General features: G+C 70.9%; 28 protein-coding genes. 21 read left to right on the forward strand and 7 right to left on the reverse strand.

Annotated features, from left to right (window positions below; genetic code table 11):
- Positions 1 to 43 precede the first annotated feature (43 nt).
- Positions 44 to 835 (forward strand): MIP family channel protein, encoded by a 792-nt coding sequence (locus LNW73_RS27100; RefSeq protein WP_250991689.1) that lies wholly within the window; start codon positions 44 to 46, stop codon positions 833 to 835.
- Positions 836 to 883: 48 nt separating this feature from the next.
- On the opposite strand, the gene LNW73_RS27105 is transcribed toward LNW73_RS27100, so the two are convergent.
- Positions 884 to 1,237, reverse strand: coding sequence for a DUF1844 domain-containing protein (locus LNW73_RS27105; RefSeq protein WP_250991690.1), 354 nt, complete (start codon positions 1,235 to 1,237; stop codon positions 884 to 886).
- A 346-nt stretch (positions 1,238 to 1,583) separates the two neighbouring features.
- Here LNW73_RS27105 and infC point away from each other — a divergent pair, with 346 nt between their 5' ends.
- The 7 genes from infC to pheT all read left to right on the forward strand — a co-directional run bounded on the left by infC (position 1,584) and on the right by pheT (position 9,142).
- The gene (gene infC / locus LNW73_RS27110; protein ID WP_374118195.1) at positions 1,584 to 2,372 is read left to right on the forward strand and encodes a translation initiation factor IF-3; all 789 of its coding nucleotides are present in this window, start codon (positions 1,584 to 1,586) and stop codon (positions 2,370 to 2,372) included.
- Positions 2,373 to 2,480: 108 nt separating this feature from the next.
- Positions 2,481 to 2,675, forward strand: coding sequence for a 50S ribosomal protein L35 (gene rpmI / locus LNW73_RS27115; protein WP_138354851.1), 195 nt, complete (start codon positions 2,481 to 2,483; stop codon positions 2,673 to 2,675).
- Positions 2,676 to 2,786: 111 nt separating this feature from the next.
- Positions 2,787 to 3,170, forward strand: coding sequence for a 50S ribosomal protein L20 (gene rplT / locus LNW73_RS27120; protein WP_138354852.1), 384 nt, complete (start codon positions 2,787 to 2,789; stop codon positions 3,168 to 3,170).
- A 150-nt stretch (positions 3,171 to 3,320) separates the two neighbouring features.
- The gene (locus LNW73_RS27125; RefSeq protein WP_250991691.1) at positions 3,321 to 4,184 is read left to right on the forward strand and encodes a TrmH family RNA methyltransferase; all 864 of its coding nucleotides are present in this window, start codon (positions 3,321 to 3,323) and stop codon (positions 4,182 to 4,184) included.
- A gap of 101 nt (positions 4,185 to 4,285) precedes the next feature.
- Complete coding sequence (locus tag LNW73_RS27130) at positions 4,286 to 5,356, forward strand: sensor histidine kinase (protein ID WP_250993053.1); 1,071 nt, start codon at positions 4,286 to 4,288, stop codon at positions 5,354 to 5,356.
- A gap of 124 nt (positions 5,357 to 5,480) precedes the next feature.
- Positions 5,481 to 6,617, forward strand: coding sequence for a phenylalanine--tRNA ligase subunit alpha (pheS, locus tag LNW73_RS27135; RefSeq protein WP_250991692.1), 1,137 nt, complete (start codon positions 5,481 to 5,483; stop codon positions 6,615 to 6,617).
- A complete protein-coding gene (pheT, locus tag LNW73_RS27140; protein WP_250991693.1) occupies positions 6,617 to 9,142 on the forward strand; it encodes a phenylalanine--tRNA ligase subunit beta in 2,526 nt (841 codons plus the stop codon). The genes pheS and pheT overlap by 1 nt, the downstream gene beginning before the upstream one ends.
- Before the next feature lie 102 nt (positions 9,143 to 9,244).
- Here the strand turns inward: pheT and LNW73_RS27145 are convergent, their stop codons facing one another.
- A complete protein-coding gene (locus LNW73_RS27145) occupies positions 9,245 to 9,607 on the reverse strand; it encodes a YybH family protein (protein ID WP_250991694.1) in 363 nt (120 codons plus the stop codon).
- Positions 9,608 to 10,098: 491 nt separating this feature from the next.
- Between LNW73_RS27145 and LNW73_RS27150 the strand changes: the two genes are divergently transcribed.
- The 4 genes from LNW73_RS27150 to LNW73_RS27165 all read left to right on the forward strand — a co-directional run bounded on the left by LNW73_RS27150 (position 10,099) and on the right by LNW73_RS27165 (position 13,934).
- Positions 10,099 to 11,319 (forward strand): PP2C family protein-serine/threonine phosphatase, encoded by a 1,221-nt coding sequence (locus LNW73_RS27150; protein WP_250991695.1) that lies wholly within the window; start codon positions 10,099 to 10,101, stop codon positions 11,317 to 11,319.
- Between the two features lie 113 nt (positions 11,320 to 11,432).
- Positions 11,433 to 11,627, forward strand: a complete 195-nt coding sequence (locus tag LNW73_RS27155) for a YegP family protein (RefSeq protein WP_250991696.1) — start codon at positions 11,433 to 11,435, stop codon at positions 11,625 to 11,627.
- Between the two features lie 386 nt (positions 11,628 to 12,013).
- Entirely contained in the window at positions 12,014 to 13,351 is a 1,338-nt protein-coding gene (locus LNW73_RS27160) for a transcriptional regulator (RefSeq protein ID WP_250975055.1), read from the forward strand.
- 100 nt (positions 13,352 to 13,451) lie between these two features.
- Positions 13,452 to 13,934, forward strand: coding sequence for an NUDIX hydrolase (locus tag LNW73_RS27165; RefSeq protein ID WP_203674525.1), 483 nt, complete (start codon positions 13,452 to 13,454; stop codon positions 13,932 to 13,934).
- On the opposite strand, the gene LNW73_RS27170 is transcribed toward LNW73_RS27165, so the two are convergent.
- Positions 13,916 to 14,128 (reverse strand): hypothetical protein, encoded by a 213-nt coding sequence (locus tag LNW73_RS27170; RefSeq protein WP_138354860.1) that lies wholly within the window; start codon positions 14,126 to 14,128, stop codon positions 13,916 to 13,918. The two genes, LNW73_RS27165 and LNW73_RS27170, sit on opposite strands and share 19 nt — an antisense overlap.
- 91 nt (positions 14,129 to 14,219) lie before the next feature.
- On the opposite strand from LNW73_RS27170, the gene LNW73_RS27175 reads away from it, so the two are divergent.
- Both LNW73_RS27175 and LNW73_RS27180 read left to right on the forward strand, forming a co-directional pair.
- The gene (locus LNW73_RS27175) at positions 14,220 to 14,618 is read left to right on the forward strand and encodes a hypothetical protein (protein ID WP_250975054.1); all 399 of its coding nucleotides are present in this window, start codon (positions 14,220 to 14,222) and stop codon (positions 14,616 to 14,618) included.
- Between the two features lie 164 nt (positions 14,619 to 14,782).
- Positions 14,783 to 15,013, forward strand: a complete 231-nt coding sequence (locus LNW73_RS27180) for a hypothetical protein (protein ID WP_250975053.1) — start codon at positions 14,783 to 14,785, stop codon at positions 15,011 to 15,013.
- A 33-nt stretch (positions 15,014 to 15,046) separates the two neighbouring features.
- Here the strand turns inward: LNW73_RS27180 and LNW73_RS27185 are convergent, their stop codons facing one another.
- A complete protein-coding gene (locus tag LNW73_RS27185) occupies positions 15,047 to 15,667 on the reverse strand; it encodes a TetR/AcrR family transcriptional regulator (protein ID WP_138354863.1) in 621 nt (206 codons plus the stop codon).
- A 143-nt stretch (positions 15,668 to 15,810) separates the two neighbouring features.
- Here LNW73_RS27185 and LNW73_RS27190 point away from each other — a divergent pair, with 143 nt between their 5' ends.
- On the forward strand, positions 15,811 to 16,731 hold the full coding sequence (locus tag LNW73_RS27190) for an ABC transporter permease (protein ID WP_250991697.1): 921 nt from the start codon (positions 15,811 to 15,813) through the stop codon (positions 16,729 to 16,731).
- A gap of 52 nt (positions 16,732 to 16,783) precedes the next feature.
- Positions 16,784 to 17,557 (forward strand): ABC transporter ATP-binding protein, encoded by a 774-nt coding sequence (locus tag LNW73_RS27195; RefSeq protein WP_250993054.1) that lies wholly within the window; start codon positions 16,784 to 16,786, stop codon positions 17,555 to 17,557.
- A 90-nt stretch (positions 17,558 to 17,647) separates the two neighbouring features.
- Here LNW73_RS27195 and LNW73_RS27200 read toward each other — a convergent pair whose 3' ends face one another.
- A complete protein-coding gene (locus LNW73_RS27200; protein ID WP_250991698.1) occupies positions 17,648 to 18,505 on the reverse strand; it encodes a 3-hydroxybutyryl-CoA dehydrogenase in 858 nt (285 codons plus the stop codon).
- 155 nt (positions 18,506 to 18,660) lie between these two features.
- Between LNW73_RS27200 and LNW73_RS27205 the strand changes: the two genes are divergently transcribed.
- From LNW73_RS27205 to LNW73_RS27220, 4 genes are all read left to right on the forward strand, one after another.
- Positions 18,661 to 19,920, forward strand: coding sequence for a glycoside hydrolase family 10 protein (locus LNW73_RS27205; RefSeq protein WP_250991699.1), 1,260 nt, complete (start codon positions 18,661 to 18,663; stop codon positions 19,918 to 19,920).
- 110 nt (positions 19,921 to 20,030) lie between these two features.
- Positions 20,031 to 20,765, forward strand: a complete 735-nt coding sequence (locus LNW73_RS27210) for a DUF7873 family protein (RefSeq protein WP_250991700.1) — start codon at positions 20,031 to 20,033, stop codon at positions 20,763 to 20,765.
- Between the two features lie 559 nt (positions 20,766 to 21,324).
- Positions 21,325 to 21,756, forward strand: coding sequence for a GNAT family N-acetyltransferase (locus LNW73_RS27215; protein WP_250993055.1), 432 nt, complete (start codon positions 21,325 to 21,327; stop codon positions 21,754 to 21,756).
- A 106-nt stretch (positions 21,757 to 21,862) separates the two neighbouring features.
- Positions 21,863 to 23,032, forward strand: a complete 1,170-nt coding sequence (locus LNW73_RS27220; RefSeq protein ID WP_250991701.1) for a methyltransferase — start codon at positions 21,863 to 21,865, stop codon at positions 23,030 to 23,032.
- Positions 23,033 to 23,052: 20 nt separating this feature from the next.
- Here LNW73_RS27220 and LNW73_RS27225 read toward each other — a convergent pair whose 3' ends face one another.
- Positions 23,053 to 23,949: a LysR family transcriptional regulator gene (locus tag LNW73_RS27225; protein WP_250991702.1), complete on the reverse strand. Its 897-nt coding sequence runs from the start codon at positions 23,947 to 23,949 to the stop codon at positions 23,053 to 23,055.
- A 152-nt stretch (positions 23,950 to 24,101) separates the two neighbouring features.
- Here LNW73_RS27225 and LNW73_RS27230 point away from each other — a divergent pair, with 152 nt between their 5' ends.
- Positions 24,102 to 25,010: a DMT family transporter gene (locus LNW73_RS27230; RefSeq protein ID WP_250993056.1), complete on the forward strand. Its 909-nt coding sequence runs from the start codon at positions 24,102 to 24,104 to the stop codon at positions 25,008 to 25,010.
- Here the strand turns inward: LNW73_RS27230 and LNW73_RS27235 are convergent.
- Positions 24,992 to 25,606: a YdeI/OmpD-associated family protein gene (locus tag LNW73_RS27235; protein WP_250991703.1), complete on the reverse strand. Its 615-nt coding sequence runs from the start codon at positions 25,604 to 25,606 to the stop codon at positions 24,992 to 24,994. The two genes, LNW73_RS27230 and LNW73_RS27235, sit on opposite strands and share 19 nt — an antisense overlap.
- Positions 25,607 to 25,620 lie beyond the last annotated feature (14 nt).

The following is a 25,620-nucleotide window of genomic DNA, read 5'->3' on the forward strand; positions in this document are numbered from 1 at the left end:
GACAGTGCACGCATACGGGCAGTAATCGATGCCAGGAGGCCCCATGGACAAGCGGACAGTGACCTGTGAATTCCTGGGCACGCTGCTGCTGGTCTTCTTCGCCGTCGGATCCGCGGTACTGGCGGGTGAGTACATCGGCACCCTCGGCATCGCGCTCGCCTTCGGCTTCACACTGCTGGCGCTGGCCTACGCGCTCGGCCCGATCTCCGGCTGCCATGTGAACCCGGCCGTCACCCTCGGCATGCTGGTCGCCGGGCGCATCAGCGTCCGGACGGCCGTCGAGTACTGGGTCGCCCAGCTGCTGGGCGGCATCGCGGGCGCCGCGCTGCTCTTCCTGGTGGCCAAGCAGGTGCCGGGACTGAAGACCAGCGGGGCGTTCGGCACCAACGGCTACGGCAGCCGGTCCGCGGTCGGCATCAACATCGGCGGCGCGTTCGTCGTCGAGGTGGTGCTGACGTTCCTGCTGGTGTTCGTGGTGCTCTCCGTCACGCACAAGGTGGCGGTGTTCGGCTTCGACGGCCTGCCGATCGGCCTGGCGCTGGCCGCGATCCACCTGGTCGGCATCCCGCTGACCGGGACCTCGGTGAACCCGGCGCGCAGCCTCGGCCCCGCCCTGTTCGCGGGCGGAGCCGCGCTGTCGCAGCTGTGGCTGTTCCTCGTGGCGCCGCTGATCGGCGGCGCGCTGGCGGCGCTGGTGCACCATGTGACCCACCCGCCGACGGCCGCGCGGCACGGCGGCCTCCGGGTGGACGACCACGCCGACCACGCTGACCACGCCGACCAGGCCGCCCGGGATGCCGGGGACGCCGGGACGGAACGGCCGGAGACGGCCTGACGCGACCCGGGGCGGCGCGCCCGGCGGTCCCGTCGGCCCGGCTTCAGCTCAGCTGTAGACGGGACCGGTGAGCTTCTCGCCGGGTCCGTGGCCGGGCTCGTCCGGTACCAGCGAGGCCTCGCGGAAGGCCAGCTGCAGCGACTTCAGACCGTCCTTGAGCGGGGCGGCGTGGTAGGTGCTGATCTCCGGCGCCCCGGCGGTGACCAGGCCGGCGAGCGCGATGATCAGCTTCCGGGCCTCGTCCAGGTCCTTGTGCTCCGGGCCCTCCTCGGCGAGGCCCAGGTTGACGGCCGCCGCGCTCATCAGGTGGACCGCCACCGTCGTGATGACCTCGACCGCGGGAACGTCCGCGATGTCGCGGGTCATCGCGTCGAAGTCAGGGGTCTCGTTCTCGTCGCTCATGGCCCTCACGATAGGCGACCGCGCGACAGGCCCATGCCGACGGGTACGATCCCGCCGATTACGGGCTTCCGCAGGTCACTGGTATGCTTGCAAATCGACCGGTCGGACACACCTGTGCCCGGCCCACAAGTGGAGGCTCCGATCTCCCACCCGACCGACCGAGAGGTTGGCGGGTCCGGTCTGGCAGCGTTCTTCGGTGGATGGTTCTCCCGGATGCCGAACGCGCTGCCTGTTGCGCCCCGCGGTGTTCCGTGGCGGTGCTCCCGGTTTTGAGGAGCCCTGCCTGTGACCTGTTCGGGGCGTTTTTTACGTTCTGAGTACAGGGGTCGGACGACACAGACGTTACGTGGCTGTCCGCCAGGCGGCCGCGTGGTGCAACCGAGGAGGCCCCATCAGCGCCGAGCCCCGCATCGTCGAGCCTCGCATCAACGACCGCATTCGCGTCCCCGAGGTGCGACTCGTCGGTCCCAGTGGTGAGCAGGTCGGCATCGTGCCGCTTGCCAAGGCCCTGGAGCTTGCGCAGGAATACGACCTCGACCTGGTCGAGGTCGCAGCGACCGCACGTCCGCCCGTGTGCAAGCTCATGGACTACGGGAAGTTCAAGTACGAATCGGCCATGAAGGCCCGTGAGGCGCGCAAGAACCAGGCGCACACGGTCATCAAGGAGATGAAACTCCGGCCGAAGATCGACCCGCACGACTACGACACCAAGAAGGGCCACGTCGTCCGCTTCCTGAAGCAGGGCGACAAGGTCAAGATCACGATCATGTTCCGTGGTCGCGAGCAGTCCCGCCCCGAGCTGGGCTTCCGGCTGCTGCAGCGACTGGCGTCCGACGTGGAGGAGCTCGGCTTCATCGAGTCGAATCCGAAGCAGGACGGCCGAAACATGATCATGGTTCTCGGTCCTCACAAGAAGAAGACCGAAGCGATGGCCGAAGCCCGCGAGGCAGCGGCTGTTCGCAAGGCCGAGCGTCAGGGTTACGGCTCCGACGACGAGTCCGACGAGCACGACGAGTCCATCGACGGCACCGTCGAGAACTCCGAGGGTTCCGAGGAGTCCGCCGAGGCGCCGGTCGTCGAAGCGACCGAGGAATCGGCCGAGAAGCCTGCCGACAAGCCGGTCGAGGACAACTGAGACCGCGTAAGGCCCCGGGGCACCGTTCCGGGATGGAAGACAGTACTGACGCTCTCCGTCCGCACCTGTGGCGGACGGGAGGGCCAGCGACGAGGAGACTACGGCGACATGCCGAAGAACAAGACGCACAGCGGTGCCAGCAAGCGCTTCAAGGTCACCGGCAGCGGCAAGATCATGCGTGAGCGCGCCGGCCGTCGTCACCTGCTCGAGCACAAGCCGTCGAGCAAGACGCGCCGCCTCGCCGGCACGGTCCAGCTCGCCAAGGCCGACACCAAGAAGATCAAGAAGCTTCTCGGTCTGTGACGGCCGCGCCCCATCGTCCGTGAGGACACCGAGGGGCGCGACGTCCAACCGGGATCCCATCGCTTTCGGGCCGCGTGAGTCCCCCCGCGGTCCCCTACAAGGAGTTATCAAGTGGCACGCGTCAAGAGGGCTGTAAACGCCCACAAGAAGCGCAGGGCAATCCTCGAAGCGGCGAAGGGTTACCGCGGTCAGCGTTCGCGCCTGTACCGCAAGGCCAAGGAGCAGGTCACCCATTCCCTGGTCTACAACTTCAACGACCGCAAGAAGCGCAAGGGCGACTTCCGTCGGCTGTGGATCCAGCGCATCAACGCCGCTGCCCGTCAGAACGACATGACGTACAACCGCCTCATCCAGGGTCTGAACGCCGCCAACATCGAGGTGGACCGCAAGATCCTCGCCGAGCTGGCCGTCAACGACCCCAACGCCTTCGCCGCGCTGGTCGAGGTTGCCAAGAAGGCGCTGCCGACGGACGTCAACGCGCCCAAGGCCGCCTGAGAACGACGCGACGGGGTGCTGCCGGGGTCGCCCCGAGTGACCCCCACGGCAGTCCCCGGACCCGCAGGCTGAGCCTGCGGGTCCGTGTGCTGTCCCGGCGCCCAGGGCCTACGTCATCTCCCGGATCCACCCCAGAAGCGAGCACTCCCCATGGCGAGCCCCGAGCCCGAGCTGACCTCCTTGCGATCCCCGCGTGTCACCGCGGCCCACCGCCTGGCCAAGCGCAGCTTCCGCGGCAAGGAGCGACGGTTCATCGCGGAGGGCCCGCAGGCGGTCAGGGAGGCCATCAGCCACCCCGGTGGCGCCGCCGGGCGCACGCTCATCGAGCTGTACGCGACCCCCGAGGCCGCCGAGCGGCACGCCGACATCGTCGCGGCCGCCCGCGCGATCGGGGCCCCGGTGCTCACCGCCGCCGACGAGGTCGTCGCCGAGATCTCCGACACCGTCACCCCGCAGGGCATCGTCGGCATCTGCCGCTTCCTGGACTCCCCATTCGATGACATTCTGCGATCCGCTCCCCAACTCGTCGCGGTCCTCGCGCACGTCCGGGACCCCGGCAACGCCGGAACCGTGCTGCGCTGCGCGGACGCTGCCGGGGCCGACGCGGTGATCCTCACCGACGCCTCCGTCGACCTGTACAACCCCAAGTGCGTGCGCGCCTCGGTCGGCAGTCTCTTCCATCTGCCCGTCGCCGTCGGCGTACCCGTCGAGAAGGCCGTCGCCGGTCTGCGCGCGGCCGGAGTGCGGCTGGTCGCCGCCGACGGAGCCGGCGTACGGGACCTGGACGCCGAACTCGACGAGGGCACCATGGGCGGCCCCACCGGCTGGATCTTCGGCAACGAGGCCTGGGGACTGCCGGAGGAGACCCGCGCACTCGCGGACGAGGTGGTGCGCGTCCCGATCCACGGCAAGGCCGAAAGTCTCAACCTCGCCACGGCCGCCGCCGTGTGCCTCTATGCCTCCGCCCGGGCGCAGCGTGCGCCCGGAGGGTGCCGCTCCGTCACATCCAGCTAGTAGGGTTGCGGCCCGGGGGCCCTGAGAAGGGGGGTGCGGAGATGGACGTCGCGGCTACCGAGAGCACCACGCCTGCCACGCTCGCGAGCTGGGCGGCGGGCATGGGCGAGTACGGACTCACACCGGACGACCTTCCCGACGGACTCGTCGTCGCGGACGAGGACGGCCGGGTCATCTGCTTCAACTCCGCCGCCGCCCGGATCACCGCGCTGCACCCGGCCGACGTGCTGGGCGCGCCCATCGAGCGGGCGCTGCCGCTGGAGGACCTCGAAGGCCGCCGCTGGTGGTCGCTGACCGACCCGTACCAGGGGCTCGCGATCCGGGTGGGCCAGCCGGAACGGAATCTGCTGCTGCCCGGCGGCCGCGAGGTGCTGGTCTCCGCGCGCTATGTGCGCACCCACCCGACCGGCCCGGTCCGCCGGCTCGTCGTCGCCCTGCGCGGCACCGAGGCGCGGCGCCGTACCGAGCGCAGTCACGCCGAGCTGATCGCCACCGTCGCGCACGAGCTGCGCTCGCCCCTCACCTCGGTCAAGGGCTTCACCGCGACGCTGCTGGCCAAGTGGGAGCGGTTCACCGACGACCAGAAGAAACTGATGCTGGAGACCGTCGACCAGGACGCCAACCGCGTCACCCGGCTGATCGCCGAGCTGCTCGACATCTCCCGGATCGACTCCGGCCGCCTGGAGGTGCGCCGCCAGCCGGTCGACATCGCCGCGATGGTCAACCGGCATGTGGACTCGCATGTGGCCGCCGGGCAGTCCAGGGACCGCTTCCGGGTCGAGGTCACCCAGCCGCTGCCCGCCCTGTGGGCCGATCCCGACAAGATCGACCAGATCCTCGGCAACCTGCTGGAAAATGCGGTGCGGCACGGCGAGGGACAGGTCACCATCGAGGTGGCGCCCTCGGTTCTGGGCACCCCGGACAAGGAACGCGCGGAAGGTACGGCACTGACGGTGAGCGACGAGGGCCCCGGCATCCCCGAGGAGTCGATGAGCCGCGTCTTCACCCGCTTCTGGCGGGGGAGCAAGCGCGGCGGCACCGGCCTGGGCCTGTACATCGTCAAGGGCATCGTCGAGGCGCACGGCGGGACGATCGCGGTCGGCCGGGCCCCCGGCGGCGGCGCCCAGTTCCGATTTATTCTGCCCGTCGGGGCGCCGGCGTTCATGGCCTGAGCCATGACCCCGCTCGGTCCGACGGGCGTGACCGGCTCATCAGCGCGGCCCCAGTAGACTCGGACCCTTGGCTTGTGTCCGGTCGGGCAGGCCGCTCACAGCACCCAATTCGGAACGGGAAGAGATGTCGGCACCGAACAAGTCGTACGACCCTGTTGAGGTCGAGGCACTGAAACCCGAAGAGATCGAGCGCATGCGGGACGAGGCGCTCGCCGCCATCGCCGCGGCCGCCGGCCTCGACGAGCTGCGCGAGGTCAAGGTGGCACACACCGGTGACCGGTCGCCGCTCGCGCTCGCGAACCGTGAGATCGGGGCCCTGCCGCCGCACGCGAAGGCGGAGGCCGGCAAGCGCGTCGGCCAGGCCCGCGGCGGGGTGAACAAGGCGCTGGCCGCCCGCCAGGCCGAGCTGGAGGCCGAGCGCGACGCCCGGGTGCTCGTCGAGGAGGCAGTGGACGTCACGCTGCCCTACGACCGGGTCCCGGCCGGTGCCCGGCACCCGCTCACCACGCTCTCGGACCGCATCGAGGACGTCTTCGTGGCCATGGGCTACGAGGTCGCCGAAGGCCCCGAGATCGAGGCCGAGTGGTTCAACTTCGACGCCCTGAACTTCCCGCCGGACCACCCGGCCCGCGAGATGCAGGACACCTTCTTCGTCCAGCCGCTGGCCGGCGGCTCCGCCGCGGACGCCGCGGAGTCGGGCGTCGTGCTGCGCACCCACACCTCCCCGGTACAGATCCGTTCGATGATCGACCGCGAGCCGCCGGTCTACGTCATCTGCCCGGGCCGGGTCTACCGGACCGACGAGCTGGACGCCACGCACACCCCGGTCTTCGCCCAGGTCGAGCTGCTCGCCATCGACGAGGGTCTGACCATGGCCGACCTCAAGGGCACGCTGGACCACATGGTCCGCGCGCTGTTCGGCGGCGACCTCACCACCCGGCTGCGGCCCGCGTACTTCCCGTTCACCGAGCCGTCCGCCGAGATGGACATGCAGTGCTTCGCGTGCCGCGGCGAGTCGGCCGTCGACCCGGACCGCCCCTGCCGGACCTGCTCCTCCGAGGGCTGGATCGAGCTGGGCGGCTGCGGCATGGTCAACCCGCGGGTGCTCACCGCGTGCGGCGTCGACCCCCGGAAGTACAGCGGGTTCGCCTTCGGCTTCGGCATCGAGCGGTTGCTGATGTTCCGTCACAACATCGCGGACATGCGAGACATCATCGAGGGTGACGTGCGTTTCACCCTTCCGTTCGGGATGGAGATCTGATGCGGATCCCGCTTTCTTGGCTGCGGGAGTACGTCGACCTGCCCGCCGGCGAAACCGGCCGTGACGTCCAGGCCAAGCTCATTTCCTCCGGCCTCGAGGTCGAGACCGTCGAGCAGCTCGGCGCTGGCCTCACCGGCCCGCTGGTGGTCGGCAAGGTCCTCACCATCGAGGAGCTGGAGGGCTTCAAGAAGCCGATCCGCTTCTGCACGGTCGACGTCGGCAGCGCCAACGGAACCGGTGAGCCGCAGGAGATCGTCTGCGGCGCCCGGAACTTCGCCGTCGGCGACAAGGTCGTCGTCGTGCTGCCCGGCGCGACGCTGCCCGGCGACTTCAAGATCGCCGCGCGCAAGACGTACGGCAGGACCTCGCACGGCATGATCTGCTCGGCCGCCGAGCTGGGCATGGGCGACGACCACGACGGCATCATCGTGCTCCCGCCGGAGCACGAGGCCGGCACCGACGCGATCGCGCTGCTGGAGCTCGTCGACGAGGTGCTCGACATCGCCGTCACCCCGGACCGGGGCTACTGCCTGTCGATGCGCGGTGTCGCCCGCGAGACCGCCATCGCCTACGGGATCTCGCTGAGCGACCCGGCGCTGCTCGACGTGCCGCCGCCGAACGCGTACGGCTACCCGGTCAAGGTGGGCGACCCGATCGGCTGCGACCGCTTCACCGCGCGCACCGTGGTCGGCCTGGACCCCGAGGCCCGCTCCCCGATCTGGCTGCAGCGCAGGCTGCAGAAGGCCGGCATGCGACCGATCAGCCTGGCCGTGGACGTCACGAATTACGTGATGCTGGAGCTCGGCCAGCCGCTGCACGCCTACGACCGGACCCGGGTCGACGGCCCGATCGGCGTCCGCCGCGCACAGCCCGGCGAGAAGCTCACCACGCTCGACGGCGCGAAGCGCGTGCTGGACGCCGAGGACCTGGTGATCACCGACAACAGCGGTGTGATCGGTCTGGCCGGCGTCATGGGCGGGGCCGACACCGAGATCGCGGACGCCGTCCGCGACGAGACGACGGGCGAGGTGCGCGGCACCACCGACGTCGTCATCGAGGCCGCGCACTTCGAGCCGGTCACCATCGCCCGCACCGCCCGCCGGCACAAGCTGTCCTCCGAGGCGTCCAAGCGCTTCGAGCGCGGCACCGACCCGCAGACCACCTCGGCCGCCGCACAGCGCACCGCTGACCTGCTGGTGCTGCTCGCGGGCGGCACCGCGGAGCCGGGCGTCACGGAGATCATCTCCCCGTCGGCACCGCGCACCATCTCCATCCCGGCCGACCACCCGGACCGCGTCGCGGGCACCGAGTACGGCCGCGAGACCGTGGTGCGCCGGCTGCAGCAGGTCGGCTGCGACGTCTACGGCTCCGACGAGCTCGTCGTCACCGTGCCGAGCTGGCGCCCGGACCTCACCGACCCGAACGACCTCGCGGAAGAGGTCATCCGGCTGGAGGGGTACGAGAACCTGCCGTCGACGCTGCCCAAGCTGCCGTCCGGCCGCGGTCTGACCGGATCGCAGCAGCTGCGCCGCCGGACCGGCCGGGCGCTGGCCGGAGCCGGCTACGTCGAGGTGCAGAACACGCCGTTCCTCGGCGAGGCCGCCTTCGACCAGCTCGGCCTGGAGGCGGACGACCCGCGCCGCCGCACCGTCAAGCTCGTCAACCCGCTCTCCGACGAGGAACCGGCGATGCGCACGACGCTGCTGCCGGGGCTGCTGGCCACGCTGCGCCGCAACATCGGACGGGGCTCGCACGACCTGGCCCTGTTCGAGACCGGTCTGGTCTTCCTGCCCACCGGCGCCGAGCCGGCGCCGCCGCGGCTGCCGGTCGACCGCCGGCCCACCGACGAGGAGATCGCGGCGCTGAACGCCGCGCTGCCCGAGCAGCCGCGCCGGGTCGCCGTCGCGCTGTCCGGCGCGCGCGAGCAGGCCGGCTGGTGGGGCAAGGGCACCGCCGCGAGCTGGGCGGACGCCATCGAGGCAGGCCGCACCGTCGCCCGCGAGGCCGGGGTCGAGCTGATCGTCCGCCAGGACCAGCACGCCCCGTTCCACCCGGGCCGCTGCGCGGCGCTGCTCGCCGTCGTGGACGGCGCGGAGCTCCTGGTCGGCCACGCCGGTGAACTGCACCCGCGGGTCGTCAAGGCGCTGCACCTGCCGGACCAGACCTCCGCGATGGAGCTCGACCTGGACCGCGTGGAGCGGGCGTCCGCCGGCCCGGTCCCGGCGCCCCGGGTGTCCACCTTCCCGGTGGCCACGCAGGACGTCGCCCTGATCACCGACGCGTCCGTGCCGGCCGCCGAGGTGGAGGCCGCCCTGCGCACCGGCGCCGGTGAACTGCTGGAATCGCTGCGGCTGTTCGACATCTACACCGGTGAGCAGGTCGGCGAGGGCAAGAAGTCCCTCGCCTACGCCCTGCGCTTCCGGGCCGCCGACCGCACCCTCACGGCCGAGGAGACGACCGCCGCCCGCGACGCCGCCGTCGCCGCGGCCACCGCGGCCACCGGCGCGGTGCTGCGCGGCGCGTGACAGCGGGCCTCCGGGCCTGACCGAACGCCGATGGGGCGCACCCGGATCTCCGGGTGCGCCCCATTCGTCGGTCCCGACCCGGTCAAGGGCCCGGTCGTACGGCTACCGTTCACGGGATTCGGGCCGGTCCAGGATGCGCAGCCAGCTGCCGTCCGGCTGCCGGCGCGCCACCTGGGCGCGGCCGCCGGTCCCGTCGGCGGACCGCGTCGCGGTCAGCGCCAGATCGCCGTTGACCAGGGTGGGCAGCGACTCCTCCAGCGTGAAGTGCGGTACCTGCCGCAGCAGTTGCTCGATGACGCCGCGGATCGCCTCCCGGCCGACGGTCTCGCTGCCGAGCGGGAATCCCAGCACGGCGTCGGGCTCGTAGAGCGCGGCGACTCCCTCGGCGTCGCCCGCGTTCGCCCGTTCCACGAACAGCCGGGCCAGGTCCTCCGGTTGTGCGGCGGCTTCTCGTGTGGTGGTCATGGTCGCTCCCTCTCTTCGTAGCGGTCGCTGGTCGATGCGTTTCCTCTCTCCCATGGTGCGACGCCATGGCCCAGAAGTCGAAGAGATGGATCGTATGAGCAGCAGAAGTATTGGTTATGGGTAAGCGCTTGTCCTCGTGCGGAGGTTTCTTCGCTCGATCGGGTGATTCTCCAGGGCTGGGCGTTGTGGGAGGTGCACGGATCGACAGAATCGGTCGCGACGCGGGGGTCCGATCCCTGTGGGGGGCGGTTCCGTCGCCGACCGCGCCAACGGCTGCGGGGAGTGTCGTCGAAGTAGCGTCGTCCGCCCGGAGGGCGGGGCCGTCGGGGTCTGGTGCGTGCGATCGCAAGGCGGAGGAGGGAGTCCATGCGGAGCATCGGCGACCGACGACAACGCCGCGAGCGTGCGTGCCAGACCCCGCCGCTGGGGGCACCTCCCAGCGGTAGCTGGGGGAGGGACTTCGACGACATGACCTAGGGGGAGCCGGCGGGATGATCCGTATCAGAGCAGTTCTCGGGGTGCCGTACGGCACCCCGGCCGTGCTGGTGTACGTGCTGCCCGGTGTCTGGATCGCGCTGGTGCTGGTGGTCGCGGCGGTTGCGCCCGACGGGGTGAGTCCGCTGCCGGCGCTGGCCGTGGCACCCGCCATCGCGTGCGTGGGCACCGGTCAGCGGCAGTGTGTGCTGGTCAGCGGTGTCATCGCGCTCGTGGCGCTGGTGGCGGGGCTGGTGGGCCAGGGCGCCCTTGAGGTGCGGGATCGGCTCGGCACCGGGGTGGCGGTGCTCGCCGTGGTGGCGCTGTGCTTCTGGATGGCCGGCCGCCGGGCGGGACTGGCCGCGGAGCTGGAGCGCACCCGGGAGATCGCCGTCGTCGCCCAGCGGGTGCTGCTGCGGCCGCTGCCGTCGCGGGTGAACGGCTATGCGGTGGCGGGCGAGTATCTCTCCGCGAGCCTGGGCGCCCGGGTGGGTGGCGACCTGTACGAGGTGCTGGCCACGCCGTACGGGCTGCGGGCGGTGCTCGGTGACGTCCGGGGCCACGGGCTGGCCGCGATCGACTCGGTCGCCGCGCTGCTCGGCAGCTTCCGGGAGGCCGCGTACGACGAGCCCGAGCTGGCCGGGGTGCTGTCCCGGCTGGACCGTTCGCTCCAGCGCCATCTGCGGCAGCGTTCGTGCGCGGAGCATCCGGCGGTGGCGGACACCGAGTCGCAGAACCCGGTCGCCGAGGAGTTCGTCACCCTGCTGTTGGTGCAGCTGAGCGACGACGGGAAGCTGGAGACGGTCAACTGCGGTCATCCGCAGCCCTTTGTGACCGGGCCCTACGCGACCGGCGAGCGACCGCGGCCGCTGGCGGTGGGGGAACCGCTGCCGCCGCTGGGCCTGTTGGACGACGGGGACCGGGCGGCGCCGGCCCACCACGGCGTGCTGCTGCCCGGCCAGGCCCTGCTGCTCTACACCGACGGGCTGCAGGACGCCCGCAACGCGTCCGGGACGTTCTTCCCGCTTCCCGAAGCGGTGGCGGCCGCGGCCGCCACCGCGCGGATCGGCGGCGCACTGGCCGCCGCACCCTTCGCCCGTGCACTGAGCGCCGCGGCCCTGCGGCACACCGGCGGCCGGCCGGCCGACGACATGGCCCTGCTCGTCCTGCTCCGCGAGGTGGCCCGGGTCCCGCTGCGGAACCGTTCCGCCGCACTGTCGGGAACACCGCGCCGCTGAGCCGCTCCGGGGGCGCGGACTGCGGTGGCGGGCGGTCCCTGTACGTCGTACTTTGCGGATATCTGTCGTATTTCGCAAGGACGCCAGGGACGCAAGGGAACGAGGTGGTCGCAGTGGCCGGTAAGTTCGAGGTCTACCAGGACAAGGCCGACAAGTGGAGGTTCCGCCTCAAGGCGGGCAATGGCGAGATCATCGCGGTGGGCGAGGCGTACGAGTCCAAGTCCGGCGCGATGAACGGAGTGGACTCCGTCAAGCGGAACGCCGGTGACGCCGCCGTGCAGGAAGTCGACGGCACGAAGAAGCAGTAGTCGGGGTCCGGCGCGGCGGGCAGGCACTCGGCACAGGCCCAGACGGGATGGTCGCCGCCCTCACGCGGGCGCAGCGTGCCGACCCGTGTCGTCCCGGCGCCGCTCGCCGCGCAGCGGAAGCATGTACCGGTCACGGTCGGCCTCCCAGAGATCGTCGTGGACCGCACCACCCGTCCTGCCGCGGTGTGCCTGGCAACGCAGGGCGGGCGGTGCGGGGTGGGCCGCCGCCAATGCACGAGGGGGAGTCGGCGACCCGGGGCACAGTCAATCCCGCCGCCAACTCCCGGGGGAGCGTGTGCGAACGGCATATGCGGGTGCTCCGCTCACACCCCGTGTGAACGGGGTGGTACTACGCTGCGCGCAGTGGGCGAAACCAGGGGGACCGGATGGAACCCAACACGCTGTTCGACGCCGTCCTCGACGAGGCGGGTGCCTCCCATGCGGGGCTGGCCGCCCGGATCAACGCACTCGGCCGGGCCCGGGGAATGCCGCTCCGCTACGACCGCACCGCGGTGACCCGCTGGATCAAGGGCCAGCGGCCCCGCGGCGAGGTGCCCGACCTGATCCGCGAGGTGCTCGGCGGCCTGGTGCAACGCCCGCTGACCCTCGGCGACATCGGGATGGACCGGGGAGCGGTGGCCCAGACGGCGGGTACCCCGCTGACCGGTTTCGTGGAACGCGCCACCGCGTTATGGCGCGCCGACGAACAGCAGCGTCCCCATGTGCGCACCGCGCCCGTACTGACCGGGCCCAAGGCGGTCATGCCGCTGTGGGAGTGGGAGAACCCGCCGGAGGACATGGACGTGTCGCGGACCGGGGTGCAGCGGGTGACCGGCGCGGACGTGGCCATGCTGCACGCCGCCCGCGCGCACTACGAGGAGCTGTACCGGGGAGCGGGCGGCGTGGCGACCCGGGACCGCGTCGTCGGCTTCCTCAACTCCCAGGCCGCGCCGCTGCTGCGCGGCCGCTACTCCGATCCGCTCGGCCGGCAGCTGCACCGCGCGGTCGGGGCGCTCGTCGGGATCGCCGGGATCTGCGCCTACGACACGGACGCGCACGGGCTCGCGCAGCGCTACTTCCACCAGTCGCTGCGGCTGGCCAAGGCGTCCGGGGACCGGGGGCTGGGCGCCTGTGTGGTGGGCATGCTCGTCTACCAGTCGCTCCATCTGCGCGACTACCGGCAGGCGGTGGCGTTCGCCGAGGCGGCACTGCGCACGGCGGGCCACAACGTCACCCCCGCGCTGGCCGCGGATCTGTACGCGATGCAGGCCAAGGCGTACGGGCGGCTCGGCGACCGGCCCAGCGCCCACCGCTGCGGCCGGCTCGCGGAGACCGCGGAGCAGCGGATCAGGACCGAGGACGAGCCCGCGGAGACCGCCTATGTCCAACCGGGTCTGGTGGACGTGCAGTTGGCGGAGGCGTTCCTGAGCCTCGGTGAGCTGCGGCCCGCCCTCGAACACGCCGTCCAGGCGGTGAGTTCCCCCTCGCACGCCCGTGGACGGGTGCACCGGCTGGCCGTGCTGACCCATGTGGAGCTGCGCCGGGGCGAGGCCGACCACGCCGCGACGCTGGCGGTCCGGATGGTGGAGCAGGGGCGGGGTATGGAATCGCAGCGTCTGCGCGACCGGTTCGCGGCGGTCCGCGGCCAGCTGGCCGCCTGCGACAGCGTGCTGGCGGTCCAGGCCGCCGGGCTCATCGACGAGCTGCTCCGCGTTCCGTTGTGACGCTCACGCGAGCTGCGATGTTGTCACCATCCGAAAGGAAGGTGGCGGAATCGTGCAATGGAAGAACCTTAGTGAGCGAACCGTGTACAGAAACCGCTGGATGCGCGTCAATCTCGCCGATGTCGAACTCCCCGACGGGCGTCATCTCAACCACTACCTGATCAGGCTGCGGCCGGTCGCGCTGGCCACCGCCGTCAACGAGGCGAACGAGGTGCTGCTGCTGTGGCGGCACCGGTTCATCACCGACAGCTGGGGCTGGGAGCTCGCGGCCGGGGTCGTCGAGGACGGCGAGGACATCGAGACGGCGGCGGCCAGGGAGATGCTGGAGGAGACCGGCTGGCGACCGGGGCGGCTGCAGCACCTGCTGACCGTCGAACCCTCCAACGGCCTGACCGACGCACGCCACTTCGTCTACTGGTCGGAGGAGGCGGAGTACGTCGGTCATCCGGAGGACGACTTCGAGTCGGACCGGCGGGAGTGGGTGCCGCTCAAGACCGTGCCGGACATGGTCGCGCGGGGTGAGGTCCCCGCGTCGAACATGGCCGCCGCGCTGCTGATGCTGCATCATCTGCGCCTGGGGTGATGCTCGCGGCCGAGCAGGCTGTTCAGGACGTGGAGTGCGGCCGCCCGCCGTGCGGGCCTGCGGGACCACACGGCGGGTGCGGCGGCGCCGATCAGCAGCAGGAGGGAGAGGGCGGCGACGGCGACCGCGGGCACCAGCGCACGGCGTCCGCCGACGACGATGGTGAGCGTGCTGAGAGGGAGGCTGAGGATCACGGGGGAGAGTGCTCTATGGGGATGGTCCGGTCTCATGTAAAAATAGTGAAGCACTTGAGAGACGTTTCGTCTACGAATTGGGACGGTGGGCATGGTGGTCGGTGAACGCCACGATCAGCTGTCCCGGTTGGTCCAGGAGGCGCAGACGGCCGGGGACTCGTACCAGGACCTCGCCGACCGGGCCATCGACCCGGTGACCGGCGCCACCGTCTCCAAGCCGTATCTGCACAAGCTCGCCCGCGGCCAGGTGGCCACCGCGCCCGGCCCCGTCCAGCTGCGCGCCATCGCCGCCGCGCTGCGCCGGCCGGCCGCCCTCGTCCAGCGGGCCGCCGCCGAGCAGTTCCTCGGCTGGGTCTCGGACGAGGTACAGGGCTACGACGACGACATGCGCGTCATCGTCACCTACGCGGAGGCCATGCCGCCCGCGGAGCGCCGACGGCTGCGCGCCACGGTCGAGGCGTGGGAGCGGGCGCGGGCAGAGGAGCGTTAGCCGCCGGAAGGCGCGGTACGAGGCGGTCGCGGAGGCCCGCTCGCGGGGCCGGATTCCCTCGCGGTTGTTGGCCGGTACAGCTGTTGTCGGGGTGCGGACCGGGCGGTACGTTGCCCCGTGACGCGCATCCGGTGCCTGGATTCGGCCGGCCGCGCGTGCCATCGATGGGGAACACCGTGATCCGGATCGTCTATCTCCTGGCCCCTCTCCAACCCGATGTCGGCGCGGTCGTCCGCGAACGCCGCGGCCGGGTCGAGGTCTATCTCTCCGACCGGCACCACACCCGTGACGGAGTCGCGGCCCTCAACAGCGCCTCTGAGGAGCTCCTCGCGGCAGGGCACTGGTTCCAGCTCTGGAAGGGCGAGATCGTCTCCATCCGGTCGCCCGAGCACTGACCGGGTGGCCGGAGGCGGGCCGGAGCGGCGCGGTCAGCGCGCCGCCCCGGCCGCCTTCAGGGCGGTCACGGTGGCCGCCGCGAGGCTGTCGAGGTACCCCTTGGGCAGCGGGGAGCGGATCACGGCGAGCCGCCAGTAGAGCGGACCCGCGATCAGGTCCAGGGACAGGTCCGCGTCGGTTCCCGCCGCCAGTTCGCCGCGCTCGACCGCCTTGCGCACGACGGCCGCCGAGATACCGCGCTGGGTGTCGCGCAGCGCCGTCTGCAGTGCCGCGGCGATCTCCGGATTGCGCGCCGCCTCGGCGAGCAGGTCCGGGATGATCTGCGACGCGACCGGATGCCGCAGGGCGCGCGCGGTGACCTCCAGCAGTAACCGGACGTCACCGAGGAGCGAGCCGGTGTCCGGCGCGGGCATGCCCTGGACCGCCACGGCGGACACCGTGTCGAGGACCAGCGGCAGCTTCGAACGCCAGCGCCGGTAGACCGCGGCCTTGCCGACGCCGGCCCGGCGGGCGATCCCCTCGATGGACATCCGGCCGTAGCCGACCGCCGCCAGCTCGTCGAAGACGGCGCTGCGGATGGCGTCCGTCACGTCCTCCCGGAGCACGGCGGCTCCCGCGGGGGCGCGACGAGGGGTTCGGGGCTCCGTTGGCATGCCGCCGAGCCTAGCCTGACGTGGCGACGGAACGGTTGCGTTCCATTCAATGGATGCTCTACCGTCGGACCACACGACGAGACGGATCCGTTCCGTCGTGTCGTGTTCACTCCCCGTTTTCGCCTCGAACGAAAGCGCGTCACATGACCTTGCACACGGACGCCCCCGCGGCGGCGCAGGACCTGGCCAGCCCGGACGGCGGGATGTCGGCCGCTGATCTGGCGGCGAAGTACGGGCTGTCGGTCAGTGGTGCCCGGCCGGCCCTGGCCGAGTACACCCGGCAGTTGTGGGGCCGGCGGCACTTCATCAACGAGTTCGCGAAGGCGCGGACGCAGGCGCAGTACACCGATGCCCGGCTGGGTCAGCTGTGGCAGGTGATGACGCCGTTGCTGAACGCGGCGGTGTACTACCTGATCTTCGGGCTGTTGCTGGGTACCGACCGCGGTGTGGACAACTTCATCGCGTTCCTGGTGACGGGCATCTTCATCTTCACCTTCACCCAGTCGTCGATCATGAGCGGCGTGCGGGCGGTGGCGGGGAACCTGGGGCTGATCCGGGCGCTGCACTTCCCCCGGGCGTCGATGCCGATCGCGTTCACGCTGATGCAGCTGCAGCAGCTGCTGATGTCGATGCTGGTGCTGTTCTCGATCGTGCTGATGACCGGCGAGGTGCCGACCTGGTCGTGGCTGCTGGCGATTCCGGCGCTGTTCATCCAGTCGGTGTTCAACGCCGGTCTGGCACTGATCGTCGCCCGGCTGGGCAGCAAGATGACGGACCTGGCGCAGCTGATGCCGTTCATCCTGCGGACGTGGATGTACACCTCCGGCGTGATGTACAGCATCAGCCATTTCACGAAGACGGCACCGTATTTCGTGAAGATCCTGCTCGATGTGAATCCCATCGCGGTGTACATCGACCTGATGCGCTTCGCACTGATCGACAGCGTGACCGCCGAGGACATGCCGCCGCACGTGTGGGCGGTGGCGGTGGGCTGGGCGGTCGTGGTGGGTGTCGGCGGGTACGTGTATTTCTGGAAGGCTGAGGAGAAGTACGGCCGTGGCTGAGACAGCGGAGATCGAGAAGAGCGCCACTCACACCGACCACCGGGCCGCCGGTATCGCGGCCCCCGCCGCGTCCCGTATCCCGACCGTGATCGTGGACGATGTGCACATCGTCTACCGGGTGCACGGCGCCGGGAACAGCAAGGGCAGTGCGACGGCCGCCCTCGGCCGCCTGGTGTCCCGTAAGTCGTCGCCGAACGTCCGGCTGGTGCACGCGGTGCGCGGGGTGAGTTTCACCGCGTACCGGGGCGAGGCCATCGGACTGATCGGGTCGAACGGTTCGGGCAAGTCGACGATGCTGCGGGCGATCGCGGGTCTGCTGCCGCCGGAGAGCGGCCGGGTCTACACCGACGGCCAGCCTTCGCTGCTGGGGGTCAACGCGGCGCTGATGAACGACCTGTCCGGCGAGCGGAACGTCGTGCTCGGCGGTCTGGCGATGGGGATGTCGCAGGAGGAGATCCGCGAGCGGTACCAGGGAATCGTGGAGTTCTCGGGAATCAACGAGAAGGACGATTTCATCTCGTTGCCGATGCGGACGTATTCCTCGGGCATGGCGGCCCGGCTGCGGTTCTCGATCGCGGCGGCCAAGAACCATGACGTGCTGATGATCGACGAGGCGCTGGCCACCGGCGACCGTTCTTTCCAGCGCCGCTCGGAAGCCCGTATTCGCGAGCTGCGCAAAGAGGCGGGCACCGTCTTCCTGGTCAGCCACAACAACAAGTCGATCCGTGACACCTGTGACCGGGTGCTGTGGCTGGAGAAGGGCGAGCTCCTCATGGACGGCCCGACCGAGGAAGTCGTCAGCGCCTACGAGAACGCCCACGGATAACGGATAACGCCCACGGATGACGCTCACGGATGACGAAGCGGCCCGCCATCGGAATGGCGGGCCGGCTCTTTCGCCCGTTCATCGGTGCGGTCAGTACTGGTAGAAACCGGAGCCGGTCTTACGGCCCAGCCGGCCCGCGTCGACCATGCGCTGGAGCAGCGGGGGAGCGGCGTACAGCGGCTCCTTGAATTCGTGATACATCGAATCCGCGATGGCGGCGATGGTGTCCAGACCGATGAGGTCGGAGAGCTTGAGCGGGCCCATCGGGTGCGCGCAGCCCATTTCCATTCCGTTGTCGATGTCCTCGCGATTGGCGATTCCGGACTCGAACATCCGGATCGCCGACAGGAGATACGGGACCAGCAGCGCGTTCACCACGAATCCGGAGCGGTCCTGGGCGCGGATCGCGTGCTTGCCGAGGATGTCGGTGACGAGGCTCTCGGTGCGCTTGAGGGTGTCGTCGGCGGTGGTGAGGGCCGGGATCAGCTCGACGAGCTTCTGCACCGGGGCCGGGTTGAAGAAGTGGATCCCGAGCACGTACTCGGGACGCGAGGTGGCCACCGCGAGCTTCACCAGGGGGATGGACGAGGTGTTGGAGGCCAGGATCGCGTCCGGCCGGGTCACCACCTGGTCGAGGACCTGGAAGATCTCGGTCTTGACCTGCTCGTTCTCGACCACGGCCTCGATCACGAGGTCACGGTCGGCGAATTCGCCGAGGTCGGTGGTGAAGCTCAGACGGGCGAGTGTCGCGTCCCGCTCCTCCTCGGTGATCTTGCCGCGTTCCGCGGCCTTCCCGAGGGAGTTCGTCAGACGGGTACGGCCGAGCTCCAGGGCCTCGCCGGTGGTCTCCGCGACCCGGACGTCCAGTCCGGCGCGGGCGCAGACCTCCGCGATACCGGAGCCCATCTGCCCGGCCCCCACCACTCCGACGCGCTGGATGTCGCTCACTCGTAAGCCTTTCGCTGTGGTACAGGAATAAGCGGGCGCACCACGCGGTAGCGGGCCCGCCCGCTCCGACGTTACTCCGCCCGTGCGGAGGATTGCTCCAGCCCCCCGGCCGCACCATCATCAGCGGGACAGCACCCGACGATCAGGGGGCACGGATGGGGCACATCACTCGCAGGACCTTCGCCGTGGGCGCCATCGGCACCGTCGGCGCGGTGGCCGCGGCAGCCGCCACCGGGACACCCGCGGCGGCGGCCGCCAGGGTCCGGAACGCGGAACGGGAGCATCCCGCCCGCCAGTTCCGCGGCATGTGGATCGCGACCGTCGCCAACACCGACTGGCCCTCCGCGCCCGGTCTGCCGGCGGCGGAGCAGCGGCGGGAACTGCTCGATGTGCTGGACACCGCCGTCGAGCGCCGGCTCAACGCGGTGATCCTCCAGGTCCGGCCCACCGCGGACGCGCTGTGGGCGTCGCCGTACGAGCCGTGGTCGCAGTACCTCAGCGGGACCCAGGGCCAGGACCCCGGCTGGGACCCGCTCGGCACGGCCGTGCGCGAGGCGCACCGGCGCGGTCTGGAGCTGCACGCCTGGTTCAACCCGTACCGCATCGCCAACAACACCGACCCGAACCTGCTCACACCGACCCACCCGGCCCGGCTGCACCCCGAGTGGGTCGTCCCGTACGGCGGGAAGCTGTACTACAACCCGGGGCTGCCGGAGGTGCGGCGGTTCGTCCAGGACGCGATGCTCGACGCCGTGCGGCGCTATCCGGTCGACGCGGTGCACTGGGACGACTACTTCTATCCGTACCCGGTGGCGGGGCAGGTCTTCGACGACGATGCCGCGTACGCCGCCTTCGGTTCCGGGTTCCCGGACCGGGCCGCCTGGCGGCGCGACAACACCGACCGGCTGGTGCGGGAGACCGCCGTCCGCATCCAGCGGATCCGGCCGCGGACCCGCTTCGGGATCAGCCCCTTCGGGGTGTGGCGCAACCGGGCGACCGACCCGCTCGGCTCGGACACCACGGCGGGCGTCCAGACCTACGACGATCTGCACGCCGACACCCGCGGGTGGGTGAAGAAGGGGTGGATCGACTACATCGTTCCGCAGGTGTACTGGAACATCGGGTTCCCGGCCGCCGACTACGCCCGGCTCGTCCCCTGGTGGGCGGACGTGGTCTCCGGCACGGACGTCGACCTGTACGTGGGCGAGGCGCTGTACAAGGTGGGCGTCGCAGGACAGCCCGCGGCCTGGCAGGATCCCGCCGAGCTCTCCCGCCACCTCACCTTCGACCGCGACTTCCCGCAGGTGCGCGGCAACGTCTTCTTCTCGTCGACCCAGGTGGTGGCCGACCCGCTCGGAGCGATGAGCCGCGTCGTGGCCGACCACTACGGAGGCTGCGCGCACCCTCCGCACTGAGGCAGCGGGACCCGTGGTCCGCCAACCCCGTTCCTGTGCACGGCGGTTGCCACGGGTCCTCCGGCGGATATTCGTTCGATCAAGGGGTGCGCGCCTGTTAGCGTCAGGGTGTGGCGAAACTCAATCAGATCATCGCGGTCGAGAAGGGCGTCAAGTCCAAGTCCCATCAGGAACTGACCGCTTCCCATCACGACCTGCAGAAGCCCGTTCTGCTCTCCGGGCTCTCCCGGACCTACCAGCCGAAGGACGAGGAGGGCGAACAGCTGCCCCCCGAGTCGACCCGGGTCCAGATCAAGGCCGAGGACGTGCTGCGGACGACCACGGTCACCCTCACCCGGCTCTTCGACGTCACCGCCACCAAGGACTGGGCGAACTGCGAGGCCCGCGCCGACGTGACGGTCGACGGCCGCCCGCTGGTGCGGGAAGTGCCGGTGTCGTACCTGCTGTTCCTGGAGAAGCAGCTGGTGGACCTGCACACCTTCATCCGCAAGCTGCCGGTGCTCGACGCCTCGGAGTCGTGGAACCTCGACCCGTCGAGCGACGCGTGGAAGACCGAGCCCGTACGCACCATCCGTACGAAGAAGGTGCCGCGCAACCACGTCAAGGCCGAGGCGACGGAGAAGCACCCCGCCCAGGTCGACGTGTACTACGAGGACGTGCCGGTCGGTTACTGGACGACCGTCAAGTTCTCCGGCGCCCTTCCGGCCCGGCGGGTCAACGAGCTGCTCGAGCGGGTGGAGAAGCTGCAGAACGCGGTCAAGTTCGCCCGCGAGGAGGCCAACAGCGCGGAAGTCACCGACCAGCGGGTCGGCGATGCCGTACTGGGGTACCTTTTCGGACCGTAGGCGACCACACCACAACAGACCCCCTCCGCCTGTGTGCGGAGGGTGCGCGAGGAGCGCAAAGCTCAGCCTGAAGCTTGTCGTGACGACGTGGTTCCAGTGGGGGTTCGAGTCCCTCTCCCGGCACTACCGGCCGGGGTAGCCCAACTGGCAGAGGCAGACCGCGATCAATCTCAGACTCTTGCTCCAGACTCAGCATTCGCCGCCGATCGCCGGATCCCCCGGGTGCGGGCTTGGTCGTCAGGTGCCGGTTCGAATCCGGTCCGCCGCTCTCCTTCCTGCGGCGGTAGTTCAATGGCAGAACAAGACGACGTGAAACTGACCCGCACCCCATCGCGCCGGCGTGTGCATATGGGCGGCATCAACAGGGGCCCGGGAGCTGGACACGCTCTCGGGCCCCGCTCCATGTCCGGGGGTGGTCCTCAACCCCTCAGCCGGTGACGGCCCGTCGAGCGGTACACGGGCTACGGCCGGAACCGCTGGGTACGGTGAACGGGCGCGGGTACGCGTCGGGCAGGACCGTGCGGGGAAACGTGGTTCCGTACTCCGGGAGGCGAAGGTGCTGGACATCCGGCGGGTGACGCGGGCGGCGGACGTGATCGACGCGGAGACCCTCTTCGACGGGCCGGCCCGTCCGGAGTGGGCGGCCCGGTTCCTCGCCGAGCCGGGCCATCATCTGCTGGTGGCCTACCGGGGAGTGGAGCCGGCCGGGTTCGTCACCGGAGTGGAGATGACCCACCCGGACAAGGGGACCGAGATGTTCCTCTACGAGCTCGGGGTGGCCGAGGGGCACCGGCGGCACGGCCTCGGCCGCGCCCTGGTCACCGGCCTGGCCGCGCTCGCCCGCGAGCGCGGCTGCTACGGGATGTGGGTGCTCACCGACCGCGACAACCCCGCCGCCCTGGCCACCTACCGCTCCACCGGGGCGGACACCGACGAGGCCACCGCCCTGCTGTCGTGGACCTTCACCACTGACAGCGTCCCGGAGCCGTAGCGGTCCGCCGCCCGGTCCGCCCCGCTCCGCCGCCCGTCCCGCTGCCCGGTGCCCGCCCGGCGGCGTGGCCCGGACGTCCGGGGGACTCGGCTAGCCTGAGGGCACAATGAACCGTTTGACGACGTCATCGGGTGCGTACGACCTCACCCGCTTCCCCGAGGACCCCCGCGACAGGCTCCGTGCCTGGGACGCCGCCGACGAGTACCTGCTGCGGCACCTGGACGGCATCGCCCCGGACGGCGGCGAGCCGCGGCCCGTCGACCTCTCCGGCACCGTCGTCGTGGTGGGCGACCGGTGGGGCGGGCTGGTCACCGCGCTCGCCGCGCACCGCCCTGTGCAGATCACCGACTCCTTCCTCGCCCAGCAGGCGACCCGGGCGAACCTGGCGCGCAGCGGGGCCGAGCCCGGCGCGGTACGGCTGCTTTCGGCCATGGACCCCGTCCCGGACCGCATCGACGTCCTGCTGGTCCGGGTGCCCAAGAGCCTCGCGCTCCTGGAGGACCAGCTGCACCGGCTCGCACCGCGGCTGCACGCGGGCACCGTCGTCGTCGGCACGGGCATGGTCACCGAGATCCACACCTCGACGCTCACCCTGTTCGAAGAGCTCATCGGCCCGACCAGGACGTCGCTGGCCGCCAAGAAGGCCCGGCTGATCTTCAGCACGCCGGACCCCGCGCTGGTCCGCACCGACAGCCCGTGGCCGCGTACGTACGAACTGCCCGCCGACGTCGGCGCGGCCTCCGGTCTGGCCGTCACCAACCACGCGGGCATCTTCTGCGCCGAACGCCTCGACATCGGCACCCGGTTCTTCCTGCGGAACCTCCCGCAGCGCCACGGCCCCGAGCGCGTCGTCGACCTGGGCTGCGGCAACGGCGTGGTCGGAACGGCCGCGGCGCTGGCCAACCCCGCCGCCGACGTGACGTTCATCGACGAGTCCTTCTCCGCGGTGGCCTCGGCCGAGGCGACTTTCCGGGCCAACACCGGACCGGACGCCAAGGCCGCGTTCCTGGTCGACGACGGCCTCTCGTCCGTCCCCGCCGGCTCGGTGGACCTGGTGCTGAACAACCCGCCGTTCCACAGCCACCAGGCGACGACCGACACCACGGCCTGGAACATGTTCACCGGATCGCGCGAAGCGCTGCGCGCCGGGGGCGAGTTGTGGGTGATCGGCAACCGGCATCTCGGGTACCACGTGAAGCTGCGCAAGCTCTTCGGCGCCTGCGAGGTCGTCGCGAGCGACCCGAAGTTCGTCATCCTGCGAGCGGTGAAACGCTGATCACGGCCTGACGCGGCCGCTCAGCGGGCCGCCGCGTCCCGGAGGGCGTCGATCAGGCCCAGCAGGGCGGGCTGCGCAGGCGAGGTCTCGCGTACCGCGGCGTAGATCGCCCGGACCGGCTCCGGTCCGCGGACCTTGCGCACGACGATGCCGGGATGATGGCGGTTGCCCAGTCCGAGCGTCGGCATCAGACCGACTCCGAGGCCGGCCGCGATGAATCCCTGCGCCGTGGCGTAGTCCTCGCTCTCGACCACGAAGTCCGGGCTGAAGCCGGCCGCGGCGCAGGCGTCGACGACGGTTTCGAGGCAGGGGCCCGCGGGCCATTCGTTGCCGACCCAGGGCTCGTCGGCCAGGTCGGTCAGATCCAGCACCTTCTTCGCCGCGAGCCGGTGCCCCTTGGGCAGTACGGCGCGGTACGGGTCGTCGAGCAGGTGCACGAGGCGGATGCCCGCGCTGGGCCGGTCGCGCGGGTGGACCACGATCGCCAGATCGGCCCGGCCCTGCTGCACCTCGGGAAGAGGATCCTCGGGGTCGATGAGCTTGAGGTCGATCCGTACACCCGGATGTTCGTCGCGCAGCCGCGCCAGCGCGGGCGCGACCAGCGTCGCGCCCGCCGTGGCGAAGTAGCGGACGGACAGCTGCCCGGTGCGGCCGGCCCGGAGGTCGGCCAGCGCCGTCTCCGCCTCGGCGACGTTCCTGCTGATCACGGCCGCGTGCTCGGTGAGCAGCAGTCCGGCCGCCGTCGGCCGGACGCCCCGGCCGAAGCGTTCGAGCAGCGCCGTTCCCGCCTGCTTCTCCAGCGCCGCCACCTGCTGACTGACGGCGGAGGGGGTGTACCCCAGATTCGCCGCCGCCGCGGTCACCGAACCACTGGTGACGACCGCCCGCAGTACCTGCATCCGTCTCACATCGAGCATGTAGGAGAGCTTAATGGTGCATGCAACTCTTTTCTCTTGTCCTGTCGTATCGACTCGGGGCACGGTGATCACCGGAGACGGAAAGCCGAACAGGGAGACAGCACGTGAGCAACGACGGCAGTGGTGGATCCGGCCCGATGGCGCTGGTGCGGATGGCTGTCCTCGCCCTGCTGTGGGGATCGACGTTCCTGTGGATCAAGCTGGCCCTGGACGGCCTGTCGCCCGCTCAAGTGACCTTCACCCGCTGCGCGCTGGGCTCCCTGGTGCTGCTGGTCCTGTGCTTCTCGGCGCGCCGCCGGCTGCCCCGCGACCGCGCGACCTGGGGTCATGTCGTCGTGGCCGCCTTCTTCTGCAACGCCCTGCCGTTCGCGTTGTTCAGCGTCGGGGAGCAGACGGTCGACTCCGGCGTGGCCGGGGTCCTGAACGCCACCACCCCGCTGTGGTCCCTGCTGATCGGCCTCACCCTCGGCACGGAACGCCGGCTCCACCCCGCCCGGCTGGGCGGCCTCCTCCTCGGATTCGCGGGCACCCTGCTGATCTTCGCCCCGTGGGGCCAGGCCGGACTCGTCAGCTGGGGTTCCGCCGCCATCCTCGGGGCGGCGGCGAGCTACGCCGTCGCGTTCGCCTACATGGGACGCCATCTCGTCGGGAAGGGCACCGCCACCATCGCGCTCTCCGCGTCCCAGCTCATCGCGGCGACGGGACTCAGCGCGCTGGCCCTGCCGATCGGCGGCCTGGTGCCCGTACACCCGAGTCCCGCGGCCCTGTCGGCCGTCGTCGTCCTGGGGATCTTCGCCACCGGCATCACCTTCCACCTCACCTACCGGCTCATCGCGGACGAGGGCGCCACCAACGCCGCCACCGTCGGATACCTGCTGCCGGTGGTCTCGGTGGCGCTGGGCGCGATCGTGCTCCACGAGCACGTCGGCCTCAGAACCGTCGCGGGCATGGCCGTGGTCCTCGTCGGCGTCGGCATGACCCGCCGCCCGGCGCGCACGCGCGATGGTGCGGGCGCGGACATCCGGCTGTGCGAAGCGGCCGCTCAGTCCGTCCGTCGGTAGCCGGCCGGGCGGGGCGACCCTCCGGGGGCTTCGCCGTTCACCAGCAGGCGCAGGGCCTTGTCGAGCCGGGCCTGCCTGGTCTCCGGTGTGAGTGCCTGGAGGAGCGGCAGGATCGTCAGATAGCGCCCGGTCCTGTCGAGCGCCTCGAACGCCTTCCCCGCCGCCGGGTTCGCGTCGAGCGCCGCCGCGAGGTCGGGCGGTACGGCCGCCGTCCGCTGCGACGCGTAGGCCGCGGCCCACCGGCCGTCCTCCCGCGCCGCGAGCACCTCGACCAGCCCGGGTTCCCGCATTCGCCCCGCCGCGGTCAGCATCTCGACCTTCTCCACGTTCACCCGCGACCACAGACTCCTCGGCCGGCGCGGCACGTACTTCTGCAGATAGTGCCGCTCGTCGAGGGAGCGCCGCTGCCCGGAGATCCAGCCGTAGCAGAGCCCGATGTCGACCAGCTCGTCCGAGGTGACGCTCGGGATGCCGGAGTTCTTCTTGGCCATCTTGATCCACACGCCCTCATGGCGCCCGAAGTGCCGGGCCAGCCAGCCCTCGAACGCCCCGCCGTCCGCGAAGGCGATGATCTCCACTCCGTCGAGCTCGTCCACACGGCCAGGCTATC

The organism is Streptomyces sp. RKAG337, assembly GCF_023701715.1.
Classification (GTDB): Bacteria; Actinomycetota; Actinomycetes; order Streptomycetales; family Streptomycetaceae; genus Actinacidiphila.

What these genes read in the sequence shown, in the direction of transcription:
- LNW73_RS27105 (WP_250991690.1), bottom strand. Translation starts at nt 1,237, where the DNA reads ATGAGCGACGAGAACGAGACCCCTGACTTCGACGCGATGACCCGCGAC.
- LNW73_RS27150 (WP_250991695.1), top strand. Translation starts at nt 10,099, where the DNA reads ATGATCCGTATCAGAGCAGTTCTCGGGGTGCCGTACGGCACCCCGGCC.
- LNW73_RS27160 (WP_250975055.1), top strand. Translation starts at nt 12,014, where the DNA reads ATGGAACCCAACACGCTGTTCGACGCCGTCCTCGACGAGGCGGGTGCC.
- pheT (WP_250991693.1), top strand. Translation starts at nt 6,617, where the DNA reads ATGCGGATCCCGCTTTCTTGGCTGCGGGAGTACGTCGACCTGCCCGCC.
- LNW73_RS27225 (WP_250991702.1), bottom strand. Translation starts at nt 23,949, where the DNA reads ATGCTCGATGTGAGACGGATGCAGGTACTGCGGGCGGTCGTCACCAGT.
- LNW73_RS27125 (WP_250991691.1), top strand. Translation starts at nt 3,321, where the DNA reads ATGGCGAGCCCCGAGCCCGAGCTGACCTCCTTGCGATCCCCGCGTGTC.
- LNW73_RS27230 (WP_250993056.1), top strand. Translation starts at nt 24,102, where the DNA reads ATGGCTGTCCTCGCCCTGCTGTGGGGATCGACGTTCCTGTGGATCAAG.
- LNW73_RS27145 (WP_250991694.1), bottom strand. Translation starts at nt 9,607, where the DNA reads ATGACCACCACACGAGAAGCCGCCGCACAACCGGAGGACCTGGCCCGG.
- LNW73_RS27190 (WP_250991697.1), top strand. Translation starts at nt 15,811, where the DNA reads ATGACCTTGCACACGGACGCCCCCGCGGCGGCGCAGGACCTGGCCAGC.
- LNW73_RS27205 (WP_250991699.1), top strand. Translation starts at nt 18,661, where the DNA reads ATGGGGCACATCACTCGCAGGACCTTCGCCGTGGGCGCCATCGGCACC.
- LNW73_RS27180 (WP_250975053.1), top strand. Translation starts at nt 14,783, where the DNA reads ATGGGGAACACCGTGATCCGGATCGTCTATCTCCTGGCCCCTCTCCAA.
- LNW73_RS27165 (WP_203674525.1), top strand. Translation starts at nt 13,452, where the DNA reads ATGCGCGTCAATCTCGCCGATGTCGAACTCCCCGACGGGCGTCATCTC.
- LNW73_RS27185 (WP_138354863.1), bottom strand. Translation starts at nt 15,667, where the DNA reads ATGCCAACGGAGCCCCGAACCCCTCGTCGCGCCCCCGCGGGAGCCGCC.
- LNW73_RS27100 (WP_250991689.1), top strand. Translation starts at nt 44, where the DNA reads ATGGACAAGCGGACAGTGACCTGTGAATTCCTGGGCACGCTGCTGCTG.
- pheS (WP_250991692.1), top strand. Translation starts at nt 5,481, where the DNA reads ATGTCGGCACCGAACAAGTCGTACGACCCTGTTGAGGTCGAGGCACTG.
- LNW73_RS27175 (WP_250975054.1), top strand. Translation starts at nt 14,220, where the DNA reads ATGGTGGTCGGTGAACGCCACGATCAGCTGTCCCGGTTGGTCCAGGAG.
- LNW73_RS27130 (WP_250993053.1), top strand. Translation starts at nt 4,286, where the DNA reads ATGGGCGAGTACGGACTCACACCGGACGACCTTCCCGACGGACTCGTC.
- LNW73_RS27220 (WP_250991701.1), top strand. Translation starts at nt 21,863, where the DNA reads ATGAACCGTTTGACGACGTCATCGGGTGCGTACGACCTCACCCGCTTC.
- rpmI (WP_138354851.1), top strand. Translation starts at nt 2,481, where the DNA reads ATGCCGAAGAACAAGACGCACAGCGGTGCCAGCAAGCGCTTCAAGGTC.